The 15,024-nt window shown below is 31.2% G+C and carries 15 protein-coding genes; 6 read left to right on the top strand and 9 right to left on the bottom strand.

What is annotated here, in order from left to right:
• Window positions 1-42: 42 nt before the first annotated feature.
• The 6 genes from coaE to BTO06_RS10740 all read right to left on the bottom strand — a co-directional run bounded on the left by coaE (window position 43) and on the right by BTO06_RS10740 (window position 4,577).
• Window positions 43-627 carry a dephospho-CoA kinase gene (gene coaE, locus BTO06_RS10715; protein WP_100925303.1) on the bottom strand — a complete coding sequence of 195 codons (585 nt, stop codon included), beginning with the start codon at window positions 625-627 and terminating at the stop codon, window positions 43-45.
• Between the two features lie 10 nt (window positions 628-637).
• Window positions 638-1,570 carry a CdaR family protein gene (locus BTO06_RS10720; RefSeq protein WP_157811813.1) on the bottom strand — a complete coding sequence of 311 codons (933 nt, stop codon included), beginning with the start codon at window positions 1,568-1,570 and terminating at the stop codon, window positions 638-640.
• Window positions 1,571-1,649: 79 nt separating this feature from the next.
• On the bottom strand, window positions 1,650-1,958 hold the full coding sequence (gene yajC / locus BTO06_RS10725) for a preprotein translocase subunit YajC (RefSeq protein ID WP_100925305.1): 309 nt from the start codon (window positions 1,956-1,958) through the stop codon (window positions 1,650-1,652).
• On the bottom strand, window positions 1,958-2,422 hold the full coding sequence (locus BTO06_RS10730; RefSeq protein WP_100925306.1) for a DUF1573 domain-containing protein: 465 nt from the start codon (window positions 2,420-2,422) through the stop codon (window positions 1,958-1,960). The genes yajC and BTO06_RS10730 overlap by 1 nt, the downstream gene beginning before the upstream one ends.
• A 40-nt stretch (window positions 2,423-2,462) precedes the next feature.
• Window positions 2,463-3,401 (bottom strand): transcription antitermination factor NusB, encoded by a 939-nt coding sequence (nusB, locus tag BTO06_RS10735; RefSeq protein WP_100925307.1) that lies wholly within the window; start codon window positions 3,399-3,401, stop codon window positions 2,463-2,465.
• Between the two features lie 75 nt (window positions 3,402-3,476).
• Window positions 3,477-4,577, bottom strand: coding sequence for a Glu/Leu/Phe/Val family dehydrogenase (locus BTO06_RS10740; protein WP_100925308.1), 1,101 nt, complete (start codon window positions 4,575-4,577; stop codon window positions 3,477-3,479).
• A gap of 169 nt (window positions 4,578-4,746) precedes the next feature.
• On the opposite strand from BTO06_RS10740, the gene BTO06_RS10745 reads away from it, so the two are divergent.
• Both BTO06_RS10745 and BTO06_RS10750 read left to right on the top strand, forming a co-directional pair.
• On the top strand, window positions 4,747-6,501 hold the full coding sequence (locus tag BTO06_RS10745; RefSeq protein WP_100925309.1) for an ABC transporter ATP-binding protein: 1,755 nt from the start codon (window positions 4,747-4,749) through the stop codon (window positions 6,499-6,501).
• Window positions 6,502-6,584: 83 nt separating this feature from the next.
• Window positions 6,585-6,947: a PUR family DNA/RNA-binding protein gene (locus BTO06_RS10750; protein WP_100925310.1), complete on the top strand. Its 363-nt coding sequence runs from the start codon at window positions 6,585-6,587 to the stop codon at window positions 6,945-6,947.
• A gap of 80 nt (window positions 6,948-7,027) precedes the next feature.
• Here BTO06_RS10750 and BTO06_RS10755 read toward each other — a convergent pair whose 3' ends face one another.
• From BTO06_RS10755 to BTO06_RS10765, 3 genes are read right to left on the bottom strand one after another with little or no spacing between them, the layout of a single operon-like run.
• Window positions 7,028-8,080: a chorismate-binding protein gene (locus tag BTO06_RS10755; protein ID WP_100925311.1), complete on the bottom strand. Its 1,053-nt coding sequence runs from the start codon at window positions 8,078-8,080 to the stop codon at window positions 7,028-7,030.
• Window positions 8,077-8,922, bottom strand: a complete 846-nt coding sequence (locus BTO06_RS10760) for an alpha/beta fold hydrolase (protein ID WP_100925312.1) — start codon at window positions 8,920-8,922, stop codon at window positions 8,077-8,079. Before BTO06_RS10760 ends, BTO06_RS10755 begins: the two co-directional genes overlap by 4 nt.
• Before the next feature lie 6 nt (window positions 8,923-8,928).
• Entirely contained in the window at window positions 8,929-9,345 is a 417-nt protein-coding gene (locus BTO06_RS10765; RefSeq protein WP_100925313.1) for a PaaI family thioesterase, read from the bottom strand.
• Between the two features lie 74 nt (window positions 9,346-9,419).
• On the opposite strand from BTO06_RS10765, the gene BTO06_RS10770 reads away from it, so the two are divergent.
• The 4 genes from BTO06_RS10770 (at window position 9,420) to BTO06_RS10785 (ending at window position 15,010) form a co-directional block, all read left to right on the top strand.
• The gene (locus tag BTO06_RS10770) at window positions 9,420-9,920 is read left to right on the top strand and encodes an IS1096 element passenger TnpR family protein (RefSeq protein WP_100925314.1); all 501 of its coding nucleotides are present in this window, start codon (window positions 9,420-9,422) and stop codon (window positions 9,918-9,920) included.
• A gap of 96 nt (window positions 9,921-10,016) precedes the next feature.
• Window positions 10,017-10,913, top strand: a complete 897-nt coding sequence (locus BTO06_RS10775; protein WP_100925315.1) for an ABC transporter ATP-binding protein — start codon at window positions 10,017-10,019, stop codon at window positions 10,911-10,913.
• Window positions 10,914-10,926: 13 nt separating this feature from the next.
• Window positions 10,927-11,775 carry an ABC transporter permease gene (locus BTO06_RS10780; RefSeq protein WP_100925316.1) on the top strand — a complete coding sequence of 283 codons (849 nt, stop codon included), beginning with the start codon at window positions 10,927-10,929 and terminating at the stop codon, window positions 11,773-11,775.
• 148 nt (window positions 11,776-11,923) lie between these two features.
• The gene (locus BTO06_RS10785; RefSeq protein WP_100925317.1) at window positions 11,924-15,010 is read left to right on the top strand and encodes a choice-of-anchor L domain-containing protein; all 3,087 of its coding nucleotides are present in this window, start codon (window positions 11,924-11,926) and stop codon (window positions 15,008-15,010) included.
• The last annotated feature ends 14 nt before the right edge of the window (window positions 15,011-15,024 follow it).

Raw genomic sequence — 15,024 nt, forward strand, 5'->3', positions numbered from 1 at the left:
AGAAAAATTTAAGATTTATATTAAAATATCTATAACTGAAGACTAACTTTTTGTTAATTTATTATGAATTTTACCTAGCACTGCTTTAACAACAGTAAGGTCCACATTATGAATTACATAGTTTGATTGGAGCACTTTTTTTTCTTCTGACCATTGATTATTAATACGATTTTTCACCTCTTCAAAAGTGGAATTATCCCTCTCAATCACTCTTTGAATTCTTAACATTTCTGGAGCTGTTACCGTGATAATTTTATCACAAAATCTATTGCTACCATTTTCGAAAAGAATAGCGTTTTCATACAAGATATAATCCTTATTTTCATGTGTTTTTATAAAGTCTTGAAGATGCTTATGAACAATTGGATGTACTATTGTATTTAACTTTTTTAATTTTTTCTCATTTCTAAATACAATCCCTGCAAGAAAAGGTCGATTTAGCAGTCCATCTTTGTAAACCTCATCAGTAAACTCAGCTATTAACTGAGTTCTAATTTCCTGTGAGGTATTCATTAAGCTTTTTGCTTCTTCATCAGCAAAATAAACGACTACATCATCAAACTCTGCAAGCATTTTAGCCACTGTTGATTTTCCACTTCCGATTCCACCAGTTAATCCTACGAGCATTTTCTATCTTTTATTTTTGAATTAAATAATCTATTTTCTGTGGTGTAATTCTAACTGAAGAAACCAAGTTTGACTTTTTTCTAAAAGAAGGCACTAAATAAGTTAAATTTTTATCTACTGAAGCATTATAATCACAAATCACCTCAAATGATTCTTCCGTTATTTTACTATAATTTTTCAAGCCTACCTTATAAGTTACCATTACTTTTTTAGGATAAATTTTTAAATCTACATCTGGTGGTAGATTGATAATATTTATTGGAAGTTCAAAAGTTCCCTCTGTGTATTTATCAACAATTACTCGTGCTTCGACTTCCGTATCACTCAATTTAATATTCTTTGTATTTTCTGGAAGACTAATCGGAATTTTAATAGTTACATCTTCAGTTACATCTTTCAACTGAAAATTCTTTGTTTGAATAATGTTAATAGTATTAATTTCATCATCGGGACCTGAAATAAAAACTGAATCAGGAGTAATTTCCACATTAGACAAACCGTACCCAGGTTTAAATTTTATATTGTTTGTAAATGTTACTGGCACCTTTTTTTTCCGAAATGTTCCTAAATTCAAATGAATTGTATCATCCAAAACATCCAATAATTCTAAACCTGATTTTAGTTGAGACTGCAATTCAGATTTTTGATCTTCGGCTAAAAGATAATATTTAAGGTTTTTTCTTTTATATTTATGTAAAGACAATGTTACTTTTTTACTGAAGATATTTGTAGTAAATAGTTTAAAACCATTTCCTTTAATCAGCATTTTTAACTGATTTACCGGTGGTTCTCGAAAAACTTTGTTCTGAGGTAAATTTTCATATTCTAGATTAAATATTACTTCTGTTTTATACTCTTTCGATAAATTAATTAAAAACCACATCAAAAATGAGGCAAGTAAAAATCCCAAGAAGATTCTAGGTATGTTTTTTAATGTATTCAAAAATATTTTTTATTGCAATCTAGTCAAAAAGAAAAAAGTGAGCAAAAGCTCACTTTATCAATTTATTTTTGTCAAAAATTTATTTTTCGATTTGTTTTTGTGTTAGTTCCATTGAAATAGCAGCTCTTTCAAAACGAATTTTACCCGCTCCTGTTTCAATAACTACAGTATTATTATTATCATTTACCTCTGCAACCCTTCCATGAATTCCACTAGTTGTAACAACTTTAGCTCCTTTTTTAATTTCAGATCTAAATTGCTTCTCCTTTTTCTGACGAGTCATCTGTGGTCTTATCATAAAAAAATACAACACACCCAACATTGCTACGAAAGGCAACATACTCATTAAACCGTTACTATCAGCTTGTAAAAAAATCATTTGTAACATTAAACTTGACTTTTAGGTGTTACCATTCCTGTTATTTTAATTTGCTCCTGCCCTTTAACCGTATTTGTTGTTAATGTTACTGTTTTACTTTGCTTGTTTGGTTTACCTGAAGTATTAAACTTAACCTTAATTTCAGCAGAAGCTCCTGGCGCTATTGGCTCTTTTGGCCAAGTAGGAACTGTACAACCACAAGTAGCCTTAGCATCGGTAATAACTAAATCAGACTTTCCTGTATTTGTAACTTGAAATGAAGTTTCAACAATAAACCCTTCATCAACATTTCCAAAATCGTGTACTTCTCTATCAAATTTGATTTCTGGTGCACCCTGACTAATTTCTTTATCTCTTTGATTCGCTTGTGTAACGTTTTCTTGTTTCACCTTAGCCGCTGCATTTCCTTTTTTACAAGAAACCATTGAACTAACAAAAACTACCAACGCTAAAATTCCGATTATTTTTTTCATTATTATTTGGTTTTTAACTTTAACAAAAATATTTATTTTTTTATAATAAACCTCGACCGATTTTAACCATCTTGTTATTCTCGGTATAATCTTTGGCTATTTTATCTAATACACCATTAATAAAGTAACCACTTTTGTTCGTAGAATAATCTTTTGCTAACTCAATATATTCGTTAATTGTTACTCTACTTGGAATTGATGAGAAATGTAAAAACTCTGTGATTGCCATTTTTATCAAAATCATATCTATATCTGCAATCCTTTCAGCTTCCCAATTTGGAGTTTTCTCTTTGATGTCATTTTCATATTTATGTTGATTTAACATCACTTTGGTGAATAAATCTGATACAAACCTTTTATCATCATCATCTTTATACAATTGACCTAATACAAAAGGGTTATCTTTCCGTTGTTTATTCAAAGTTTTAACAATCCAAGTATTTACAAAAGGAATATCATCCACCCAAGATATCATAGTATCTTCAAAATAGTCTGCTAGTTTTTCCTCAGGAGCAATAATTTCTTTGAAAAAGCTCACCACAAAGTTTTTATCTTCGTGATATGAATTTTCCGATGAGTTCATATACTCTTCGTAGATTTTGTTTGACTTTAAATTTTCCCAAACAATTTTAACATACTCTTCTTCGATATCCCAGTTTTTCAGTCTATTCAACTCTACATAACCTTCTAAGCTAACACTATCTTTAATTTGATTTAATACTCTATTGTCAATAAACTTGATGTTGGGATTCAAATCTTCTTTTGTAGCTAAAATTTTCTTTTTAGAAAGCTCAATTTTCTTTGAAGCTAACTTTTGAACTTCAACCAAAAGTTGGAGGTTTAAGACGTACAAGTCGTACATTTTTTGGATGCTATACTTCAAAAACTTTTCTTCCTTAACTAAGTCTGTAGTATTTGATTGATGCATTGCATACACTGACTGCATTACCTTTAAACGGATATGTCTTCTATTTATCATTAAATGAGGAACTTTAAAAAAGGCGATAGAAATGTTTCTACCGCCCCGCAAAAATATAATATTTATTGATTTGTTCTAGCTATTTTGCTCTTTTTTACGCTGATCAATTCTCCCTTGCGCAATATTGAAAGCAGCTTGATGAGTTGTGATATTCTCTTTATCTGCTAACTCAAAAATCTCCAATGTTGTATTATAGATATTTTCAGTTCGCTTGATACTTTCAGCCTTATCATAACCTTCAACCTCAGCATAAACATTAATAATTCCACCTGCGTTAATTAAGAAATCTGGAGCATACGCTATTCCTTTTTCTCTTAACATTTTACCATGCTTTAACTCATTAGCTAACTGGTTGTTTGCAGCTCCCGCAATCACAGATGCGTTTAATTGAGCGATACTTGCATCATTAACGGTCGCTCCTAAAGCACAAGGAGCATAAATATCAAGGTCTAATCCGTAAATGTCGTTTCCTAAAACAACATTTGCATTATACTTTTTACTTAATTCTTCTAAACGAGCTTCGTTAATATCATTTAAAATAACCTGAGCTCCTTCGTCAGTAATGTGTTTCACTAAAGTTTCACCAACATGACCTACTCCTTGAACTAAAACTTTTTTACCTTCTAAGTTATCAGATCCGAATTTATATTTTGCTGCAGCCTTCATTCCCATATAAACTCCATATGCAGTTACAGGAGAAGGGTTTCCTGACCCTCCAATGGCCTCAGAAACTCCAGTTACATGAGGAGTAACTTCTCTAATAATATCCATATCTCGAGTTTCCATACCCACATCTTCTGCTGTGATGTACTTTCCGCCTAGTGAATTAACAAATTCACCAAACTTTCTCATTAACGCATCATTTTTCTGTGTCTTTGCGTCACCAATAATTACGGCCTTACCTCCTCCAAGGTTTAATCCAGTAATTGCTGATTTATAAGTCATTCCACGAGACAAACGTAAAACATCATTTAATGCCTCCCACTCTGTTTTGTACTGCCACATTCTAGTACCTCCTAATGCAGGTCCTAAAGTTGTATTGTGAATACCAATAATTGCTTTTAATCCTGTATCTTCGTCGTTGCAAAAAACGATTTGCTCGTGACCATCGAAAGATAGTTGACCAAAAACAGGATCGTTTTTAAGGTCTTTAGTATCAATAATTTCAGACATCATATTGTGTTTGTTTTTAAATGAAGAAAATTATGATTCTTCAAATTTTAAGGAAACAAAAATAGGAATTTCATAATTACCAAGCAATATTGACTTCTGAAATTAAGAATTCCCTAAACACCTCGTCCAGATTTTATCATATTACCATATTTACTATACAAATATTAAAAAATTGAAAGCATTACAATATCTTAACAAATACTTTATTAAATATAAGTGGAGACTCTTTATAGGTATCATTATCACAATTTTATCAAAACTTCTCGCACTTAAGATTCCTGAAATTATAAAAAACTCATTAAACATTGTTGAAGATTACGTAAGAGGAAAGGAAACTGACTTAGAAGCTGTAAAAAATGAATTGTTGATAAATATTTTAATTATAATCGGAGTAACACTTTTAGCAGGCTTTTTTACTTTTTTGATGAGACAAACTATTATTGTGGTTAGTCGCTTAATAGAATTCGACTTAAAAAATGAAATTTACAAGCAATACCAGAATCTATCAGTAAACTTCTACAAGAAAAACAGAACGGGTGATTTAATGAACCGCATATCAGAAGACGTTTCAAAAGTTAGAATGTACTTTGGACCAGCGATTATGTACTCTTTAAATATGATTGTACTCTTCGCCATCGGTATCACAAAAATGCTCAATACAGATTATGAATTAACCTTGTATACCTTATTACCATTCCCCATTTTATCGATTTCAATATTTTGGTTAAGTAAGGAAATTAACAAGAAAACAACGATAGTTCAACAATACCTGTCTAAATTAACAACATTTAATCAGGAATTCTTTTCAGGAATCAATGTGGTTAAATCTTATGCCATAGAGAGCTCCGTATTTTCAAATTTTAATCAATTAGCAAATGAAGCCAAGCAGAAAAACATTGAATTATCAAAAGTACAGGCTTTATTTTTTCCATTAATGATTTTACTTATTGGAATCAGTAATATTTTGGTTTTATATATAGGAGGAAAACAATATATCGCCGGCGATATTAAAATTGGAATTATTGCTGAATTTATTTTATACGTAAATATTCTTACCTGGCCAGTTGCAATCGTTGGTTGGGTTACCTCTATAATCCAACAAGCTGAAGCTTCGCAAACAAGAATTAATGAATTTCTAGAACAAGTTCCAGAAATTCAGAATAATTCAGAAGAAAGCACTAACATTCTAGGTAAAGTAAGCTTTAATAATGTTTCAATAACTTATGACGACACTAATATTACAGCTTTAAAGAATGTTAGCTTCTCTTTAAATCAGGGCGAAACGCTTGCTATTATGGGAAAAACAGGAAGTGGAAAATCGACAATAGTGAATCTGGTTGCTCGAATGTATGACGCCACAGAAGGTACAGTACTCATTGATGATAAACCGATAAAAGAACTAAATCTTGATGATATTCGTGATCAAATTGGATTCGTTCCACAAGATCCTTTTTTATTTTCAGATACAATTGAAAACAACATTAAATTTGGAAAAGATGACGCCACCGAAGATGAGATTATTACAGCAGCTAAAAATGCTGTAATTCACGATAATATCATTAGTTTTAATGATGGGTATAAAACAGTTCTTGGGGAAAGAGGTGTTACTTTATCTGGAGGACAAAAACAAAGAACCTCCATTGCACGTGCCATTATTAAAGATCCAAAGATTTTAATATTCGACGATTGTTTATCAGCTGTAGACACTGAAACAGAAGAGAAAATATTAACAAACTTAGAAAAAGTGTCTAAAAATAAAACAACCTTCATAATAAGCCACAGAGTATCATCTGTTAAAAACGCAGACAAGATCATCATTTTAGAAGACGGAAAAATAATCGAACAAGGAACTCACAATCAACTAATAACAAAAGAAGGAACCTATAAAAACATGTACGACCAGCAACTTTTAGAAAAAGAAATTTAGAGAATTGTATGTTCAAGTAAAATATTTTGTTAGATTTGTTTACATAAAAAACGAAAATAACTACGATTTTAAGACTTCGAATTATGAGCGAGAGAGTAGAACAAGAAGAAATCTTTTCACAAGTACTAAGAGCTGGAAGAAGAACATATTTTTTTGACGTAAGAGCTACTAAAGCAGACGACTACTACTTAACAGTTACGGAAAGTAAAAAATTTACTCACGACGATGGATCTTTCCACTATCAAAAACATAAAATTTACCTTTATAAAGAAGACTTCAGTGATTTTAAAGAAATGCTAAATAAAGCTACTGATTTTATTATAGAAAATAAAGGGAGTGAAGTTATTAGTGAGCGCCACCAAAAAGACTTTAAAAAACAAGATGAAAATAGTTATGTTGAGCAAACTACAGAAAGCTTCACTGATGTTTCGTTTGACGACATATAAAATTTTAATTCAAATTCAATTTACACAAAGCAAAAGCCACTATATAAGTCGCTAAGAAACTTTTTAGTGGTTTTTCTTTTTCATAAAACACTTTTCATTGCTCCAGATTTAGCAACCGTCTCTAACCATTCTTTCATCGGTTCACTATCTAATGTAATTCCTCCTCCAACATAAATATTTATATCTCTTTCCGAATTAATCTTCATACATCTTAGATTCACAAATAGTTTTGAAATAGTCTTACCATGTTTCTCCCTGTTTAGTTCTCCCAGAAATCCAGTGTAAAATTCCCGATCATAACCTTCTTCATTTATTATAAACTTTTTCGTGATTTTTTTTGGTAAACCACAGACTGCAGGGGTTGGATGCAGCTCTTTAATCAATCGTCCAATATCACCATCTATCTTACCCGTAATTAGAGTCCTTAAATGCAATAAGTTACCAATTCTAACAGTTTCTAATTCTCCTACCGAAAGTTCTCCGCAAATAGGTTGTAACTTTCCTTTTATATAATCTGTTACAATATACTGCTCTTCAATTTCCTTTGAACTCCAATTTGGCGCTAACTCTTTCTGATAAACTTGCGTTCCCGCTAATGACATTGTTTTGAAAAGCTTTCCTTCTACAGAAAGTAATGTTTCCGGTGTCGCTCCCATCCATTTACCTACTTTTGGATGATACCAGAAATACACAAAAGCCGAAGGGTATTTCATCAACAACCTTGAAAATACTTCCAATTGATTCAAGTCTGAACTTAATACAACTTTCTCTTTTCTTGATAGGACAACCTTGCGGAACACATTTCTTTCAATTGCATCAACTCCTTTTTCTACTAACTGAATATGAAAATCACGTTGTGAATCATTTATGAAAATTTCGTTGTCAGAAAAATCAACATCAACATCTATACTTTCTTTTTCTAAACATGAATCCTCCTCTGGAAATAAAACTGAAGATTGATTTCTGTTAAAAGGAGCGAAAACAAATCCTTTGGAATCACTAAAATCCTCTACAAAATTTAATGAATCGTTTCCCTGAAAAAAACCCTGTAAAAACTTAGAATTAGGGGTTTTATAAACTACAAAAGGTAACTTATTAACTAGGGAGTTTTTAACTTTATCAAATATTTTCAATACACGTATTTTAGCAGTTGTTCCTTTATAAAATCAAAATTTGACCAAACCAAACCATGATTCCCTTTCTCCAAATCTAACAAAGTAAATTGCTCTGGGTTGAATTGTTCTTTTAACATGATAGAATTTTGATATGGCACAATCCAATCACTTGTACCATGAATACTCACGATACTATTTGTTGTGAGATGCCATTCTTTTTCAAATTTCTTTAAATCATCTCGATGAGATAGCTTTTCTTTTGACGCCTGTTTCCAAACAGATGGAACTAACCATCTTGTAGCTTTCCATTTGTAAAAATTCAATATCCAAGGCATTGGCTCTACTTCACTTTGAACAGCCGGCGCCAGCAATAGAATTTTCTTAATTTTTTCCTTAACAGACAACACAATTGGACCTCCATAAGAATATCCAACTAGAATAACTTTTTCCTTATCTAATTGTTTAATAATATCAAGCAACATGTCTCTCTCAAAAGCAATACTCTCTTGTACTGAATTCTTATCTTTATAATTATAGCCGATTCTATCATAAGCTATCATATTAAATTTACTTTGCAATAAACTATCAGACATATATTTTGAAAAATCATTTAAAGAACCTATTGTTCCATGAACAAATACCAAAGTTGGCAATATTGGATCTTTTTGAATTGAAATTTTTCTAAAGGAAAAATCCTTATATTTTTCAATAGTTAATAAAGGTTTTACAATACTACTATCGTAAACTTCTAAAACTTTCTTGTCTGACTTAGGAGCTGTAAAAACAGTAAAAACTGTATATAATCCGACTAGTAATATGATAATGGTTATGAATAGAATTTTCAGTATTTTTTTAAACACGAGTAACTATTTTTTATCTAAAATGATATTCGTGAGCTTACAAATAGAAATAAGATTTTCATCTTCATCAACTATTTTAATTTCCCATAAATGAGTTGTCCTTCCTTTATGGACAGGTCTAGCCGTACCAAACACAAAACCCTCTTTCTTACTTTTCAAATGATTTATGTTTAAATCAATTCCTTTTACAATCTTATTCTTATCTTTTAAAAAATAAGCGGAAGCCAAACTTCCAACAGTTTCAGCTAGAGCAGCTGTTGCACCTCCATGTAAAATTCCATAAGGTTGATGCACCCTTGAATTTACTGGCATTTTCGCCGTAACATAATCCTCACCTACATCAACAAACTCAATTTCTAGAGTTTCCATTAATGTGTTAATATTAAAAGAGTTAAGTCGTTTTAAAATTTCTTCTTTGTTCATTTACCAATAAAATGTTCAAATACTTAAATGAGGAGTAAAAATACGTATTTTTGTAGTCTATTAAAAATTAAGAAATGTATAAAATTCGTGCTATTTTAGATGTTGATGAAGATGTGATCAGAACAATTGTATTTAATGAAAATTTATCTTTAGAAAAATTGCATTTTGACATTGCGAAAGCATTTGGTTTTGACGGTAGTGAAATGGCTTCATTTTACAAAAGTGATGATGAATGGAATCAAGGTTTAGAGATTCCTTTATTTAATATGGCTGAAGCTGGCGAAGAGCTATCGATGACTTCCTGCGTAACAAAAGACATCCTAGAAAGACAAAACGATAAATTAATTTACGTTTATGATTTTCTTCAAATGTGGACTTTTTATATTGAGTTAATTGATTCTTCAGCGGAAGAAGTGTCTGATACAAAAATAATTCTAAATGTAGGGAAAATGCCAAAAGATGCTCCTGATAGAGTTTTTGAATCTGATAAAATCATGAATGAATTTGATAATGAAAACCATGATTTATTTAATGATTTTGAAGACTTAGATAACTTAGATTTAGATAATTATTAACTCTAACTTTCCCAACTATAAAATTTACTTTTAAAAAATTTAGTAACAATTTGGTATCTTGTTCGTCGAATAGAAAACTGATAAAACTATATACTATTGGATACCATTTTATCTATTAAGAACCTTGACAAAAAATATGGTCGTGTTCACGCTGTAAAAAACTTGTCTTTTGATATTGAAAAAGGAAATGTTTATGGAATTTTAGGACCTAACGGAAGTGGAAAATCAACCACTTTGGGAATAATCTTAAACGTAGTTAATAAAACCTCTGGCGAATTTTCATGGTTTGGCGGAACAATTTCAACACATCATGCATTGAGAAAAGTTGGAGCAATTATTGAACGCCCAAACTTTTATCCATATATGACAGCGGTTCAAAACCTTGAACTCATCTGTAAAATTAAAGGAGTTCCTTTAGAAAATATTGATGAAAAACTTAAAACTGTAAATCTTTATGAAAGAAGAAACAGTAAGTTTAAAACATATTCATTAGGGATGAAACAAAGACTAGCAATTGCTTCCGCTCTGTTAAATAATCCTGAAATTTTAATTCTAGACGAACCTACAAATGGATTAGATCCTCAAGGTATTCATGAAATTAGACAAATCATTAAAGAAATTGCTAAAAACGGAACAACCATTTTATTAGCCTCTCACCTTTTAGATGAAGTTGAAAAAGTATGTTCCCACGTAGTAGTAATAAGAAATGGTGTAAAATTATATAGTGGTAGAGTTGAAAATATGGTTGCGTCAAACGGAATTATTGAAGTTAAAACCGACGGCGACCAAGAACTTTTAGTTAATACTCTTAAGAATTATTATGACATTGCGACAGTTAATGTCGAGGATGATTTAATCATTGCGCATTTAGAAAACGAAACTACTGCATCAGAAATAAATAGATACTTATTTGAAAAAGGAATCATTGTTTCACACTTAGTTATGCGCAAACCAAGTTTAGAAGAGCAATTCTTGAACTTAACTAATAACTAAAAAAATTACAACTATGCTACGTCTTTTAAATATTGAATTTCACAAATTAAAACACAATAGAGCCAGTAGAGTTCTTTCCATAATATATTTCGGTTTATTAACTTCAATTGCTTTAATTGCTGCGATTAAGTTTGATATTGGACCTATTAAATTTCACTTAGCTGAGCAAGGAATTTTTAATTTCCCATATATCTGGCATTTCAACACATATGTAGCCGCAATGTTTAAGTTCTTTTTACTCTTGGTTATTGTTTCCATGATGGCTAATGAGTACAGCTATAAAACATTGAAACAAAACCTCATCGATGGATTGAGCAAAAAAGAATTCATTTTATCCAAATTTTATACTGTTATTTTATTTGCAGGAGTTTCGGTTTTATTTGTGTTTTTAGTTTCACTAATTTTAGGGTTTATTTATTCCGATTTCAATGAATTTTCTATCATATTTTCGGATTTAGAATACTTATTTGCTTTTTTTATTAAACTAATTGGTTTTTTCTCTTTCGGATTATTCTTAGGAATTTTAATAAAAAGATCGGCCTTTGCTGTAGCAGGAATGATTGTTTGGTCAATAATTGAAGGTCTTGTAAAACTATATTTCTTATGGATATTTAAAGATTTCAAAGACGGAGCTCTAGTTAAAGCCAACGAAGCCATGCAATTCTTTCCCTTAGAAGCCATGTCGAACCTAATCAAAGAGCCTTTATCACGTTTAGGAGCTGTAAAATCAGTAGCAAAACAGATTGGTGAGAATTTTGTAAAAGATTACTCTGTACAAATTACGGATATTTTTATTGTTTTAATCTGGACAGCTATTTTCATATACCTTTCATATTATTTACTTAAGAAAAGAGATTTATAATTTTAAACGTCATATTATCTAAAATAACACCATGAGCAGGTAGGGTTTTACGTTGTTTATTTGTTATATCATAAGTTGTTAATACATTAAATCAACACCTTTATTGGTGTTTTTTTTATTACATTGCCAACCCATTTTACAGAATGATATGAACAAAATTAAGGCTACCTTTTTATTTCTTTTTTTATTTTCTCTTGCTGGGCTATTAAACGCTCAAGTACGAGTAAACAATGTAACAGAAACCGAATCTGGTTTTAATCCAGAACAATTAATATCAGATGTATTAATAGAAGGAAACTGTAATACTGTTTCAAACGTATCGTCTGTTGTTAGTGGAACTCCAACAGACCAAACGACTAAAAACTATGGTTTTTTTAAGAGACAAGCAGGAAGCTCTTTTCCTTTTGAGGAGGGAATAGTTCTAACTACTGGAATTGCTAATAGAATACAAGCAGGGGCATCTCCAGGTAATTTAAGCACTCCTACAACAGGAATAACTGATATTGATTTAGCCGCTACTTTAGGAGTTGATCCATCACAAATTTCCGATGCAGCTGTTATAGAGTTTGACTTTATACCAAAATCCAATAGAATTAGTTTTAGATATCTAATGGCGTCACAAGAATATCAAGGAAACTTCCCCTGTAATTTTGCTGATAGTTTCGCTTTTTTACTTCAACGTACTGGTGCAGCAAGTTATACAAACCTTGCTGTATTACCTGGGACTGCGACACCAGTAAGTGTAACCAATGTTCATAACGAAATTCCTACAGTAGGGGATGCTCCTGGTTGTCCCGCGGCAAATGAGAGCTTTTTTGCAGGAAATGATGCTGCAGAAACTGGTTTCGAAGGAAGAACTGTAGTACTAACCGCAGAAGCTGAAGTTACTCCAAATGTAACTTATCATATTAAACTAGTCGTTGCTGATTTTAGTGATCGTATTGTAGATACAGCAGTTTTTTTAGAGAAAGGGAGTTTCAATTTAGGTTTAAATATTGGGGAAGATTTAACAGTTGCAGGTTCTAATTCAGTTTGTGGAGATTCGAAATTATTAACTGCTAATGTTGTTGCTAATTCCTATAAATGGTATAAAGACGGGGTAGAAATAATTGGAGAAACAGAACAATCATATCTTGCAAATTTAGGAAATGGAACATACACTTGTGAAATTGATGATGGAGGTTGTACCGATAGTGATGATATTATTTTAGAATTTTCAGAAGCACCGACTGCTATCCCTGCAATTCTAGATTTATCAAATTGTGAAAGTACTGTTTTCGATTTAACGGCAAGAACATCAGAAATATTAGATGGTCAAGATCCTACTTCTTTTGAAGTGTTATTTTTTTCAGATTCCACTTATCTCAATCAAATCACTTCTATTACAAACTTTTCCAGTCCAAGTGTTAATGAAACAATTTACGTCAGAAAAAGAAACATTAGTGCGACTAATTGTTTTACAGAAGGATCTTTCAGGATTTTAAGTTTTGATAATCCTGTAGGACAAACAGCTACAAATTATGAAGCTTGTGATGATGCAGCTAATGGTGGAGATACTGACGGTTTTTTCAATGATTACTTATTATCTATAAAAGACAGTGAAATTTTAGGAACTTTAGATCCAGCTCAATATAATGTTTCTTATCATACAACATTAAGCGGAGCTCAAACCAACTCAACAACAGATGTAATAGATAAAAATAATCCTTACAGAAATATTACAATTAATGAACAATTAATATATGTAAGGGTTGAAAATATCGCTAACACGAGTTGTTTTACCGCCTCGGATCCCGCTTCAGGAACTTTTTTACCTTTCCGGTTAATTGTGCACCCTTTACCTGTTATTGCCAATAATCCTGCTCAAATAAATCAATGTGACACAGATAGCGATCTTTCAACAAACATCAACCTGACACAAGCCGAGCTTTCAATTTCTGCAAACCATACAAATGAAAGCTTTAAGTATTACACTACACAGTCTGATGCAGTCGTTGACTCAAACGAAATTACCAACCCTTTAAATCACATAGCTTCTGATGGTGATTCTATTTGGGTTAGAACTATTTCTACTGAAGGATGTTATAGAATTTCAAGACTTGATTTAACAATTTCTTTCGCTGGTGATGTTGCATATAACGAAGAATTTACAACTTGTGACGATTTTCTTGATGCTGACGGAAATAACACTATTAATAATGATGATAGAGATGGAATTGCTACATTTGATATTAGTCCGGCCATCAATGATATAAAGGAACTTTTTGATCCTACAATTAGAAACGATTTGGATGTTCTTTTCTTTGAAACTATTGAGGATAGAGATGCTGTTATAAATCAAATCCCAGATCCTTCAAACTATAGAAATGCAAATGTACCAGCAACAACTCAACAATCTATTTATGTTAAAATCATAAATAGAATCAATAACGATTGTACTGGACTTGGTGAGTTTTTCATTCACGTTCTTCCTTTACCTGAATTTAACGTTACAAGTCCACAAATTGTATGTTTGAATAATCCGTCTTTCATCGAAGCAGAAACGCCTGATGGGAATTACACATATGAATGGACTAGAAATGGGACATTAGACACTTCATCTAATAGCTCTACCTTAAATATTACGCAAGGAGGAACTTATGAGGTAACTGCTATAAATACAACAACAAACTGTAGAAGAACTCAAATAATAATTGTTAATGAATCTATAATCGCTACTCTATCAGAAAATGACGTTACCATCATAGATGATTCTTCGAACAATTCTATTACTATTAACAACATTAATAACAATTTAGGAATAGGTGATTATGAATTTGCTCTTCAAAATGAAGCTAATGGAATTGTAAGAGATTTTCAAGATACTCCAGTTTTCGAAAATTTAAATGGAGGAGTTTATACTATTTTAGTAAAAGATAAAAACGGATGTGGAGTTGTTGAACTCGAAGTCTCTGTTTTAGAATTCCCTAAATACTTCACTCCAAATAACGATGGATTTAATGATGTTTGGACTGTTCGAGGAGCTAACACTAATTTTTACCCTGAAAGTAGCCTTCATATTTTTGATAGATATGGAAATCCTGTTGCCGAATTAGCTATAGATGGTCAAGGTTGGGACGGTTTATATAATGGAAAGTTATTACCTTCTAATGATTATTGGTTCAATATTGAATTAACAGATAGAAACGGAAATAGAATCAGTAGAAAAGGTCATTTTTCACTTCTAAGAAAGTAAATATTTTATTTCCA

Origin of the sequence: Tenacibaculum sp. SZ-18, assembly GCF_002813915.1 — a bacterium.
Lineage (GTDB): Bacteria > Bacteroidota > Bacteroidia > Flavobacteriales > Flavobacteriaceae > Polaribacter.

What these genes read in the sequence shown, in the direction of transcription:
- yajC (WP_100925305.1), bottom strand. Translation starts at nt 1,958, where the DNA reads ATGTTACAAATGATTTTTTTACAAGCTGATAGTAACGGTTTAATGAGT.
- BTO06_RS10730 (WP_100925306.1), bottom strand. Translation starts at nt 2,422, where the DNA reads ATGAAAAAAATAATCGGAATTTTAGCGTTGGTAGTTTTTGTTAGTTCA.
- BTO06_RS10750 (WP_100925310.1), top strand. Translation starts at nt 6,585, where the DNA reads ATGAGCGAGAGAGTAGAACAAGAAGAAATCTTTTCACAAGTACTAAGA.
- coaE (WP_100925303.1), bottom strand. Translation starts at nt 627, where the DNA reads ATGCTCGTAGGATTAACTGGTGGAATCGGAAGTGGAAAATCAACAGTG.
- BTO06_RS10740 (WP_100925308.1), bottom strand. Translation starts at nt 4,577, where the DNA reads ATGATGTCTGAAATTATTGATACTAAAGACCTTAAAAACGATCCTGTT.
- BTO06_RS10785 (WP_100925317.1), top strand. Translation starts at nt 11,924, where the DNA reads ATGAACAAAATTAAGGCTACCTTTTTATTTCTTTTTTTATTTTCTCTT.
- BTO06_RS10770 (WP_100925314.1), top strand. Translation starts at nt 9,420, where the DNA reads ATGTATAAAATTCGTGCTATTTTAGATGTTGATGAAGATGTGATCAGA.
- BTO06_RS10780 (WP_100925316.1), top strand. Translation starts at nt 10,927, where the DNA reads ATGCTACGTCTTTTAAATATTGAATTTCACAAATTAAAACACAATAGA.
- BTO06_RS10765 (WP_100925313.1), bottom strand. Translation starts at nt 9,345, where the DNA reads ATGAACAAAGAAGAAATTTTAAAACGACTTAACTCTTTTAATATTAAC.
- nusB (WP_100925307.1), bottom strand. Translation starts at nt 3,401, where the DNA reads ATGATAAATAGAAGACATATCCGTTTAAAGGTAATGCAGTCAGTGTAT.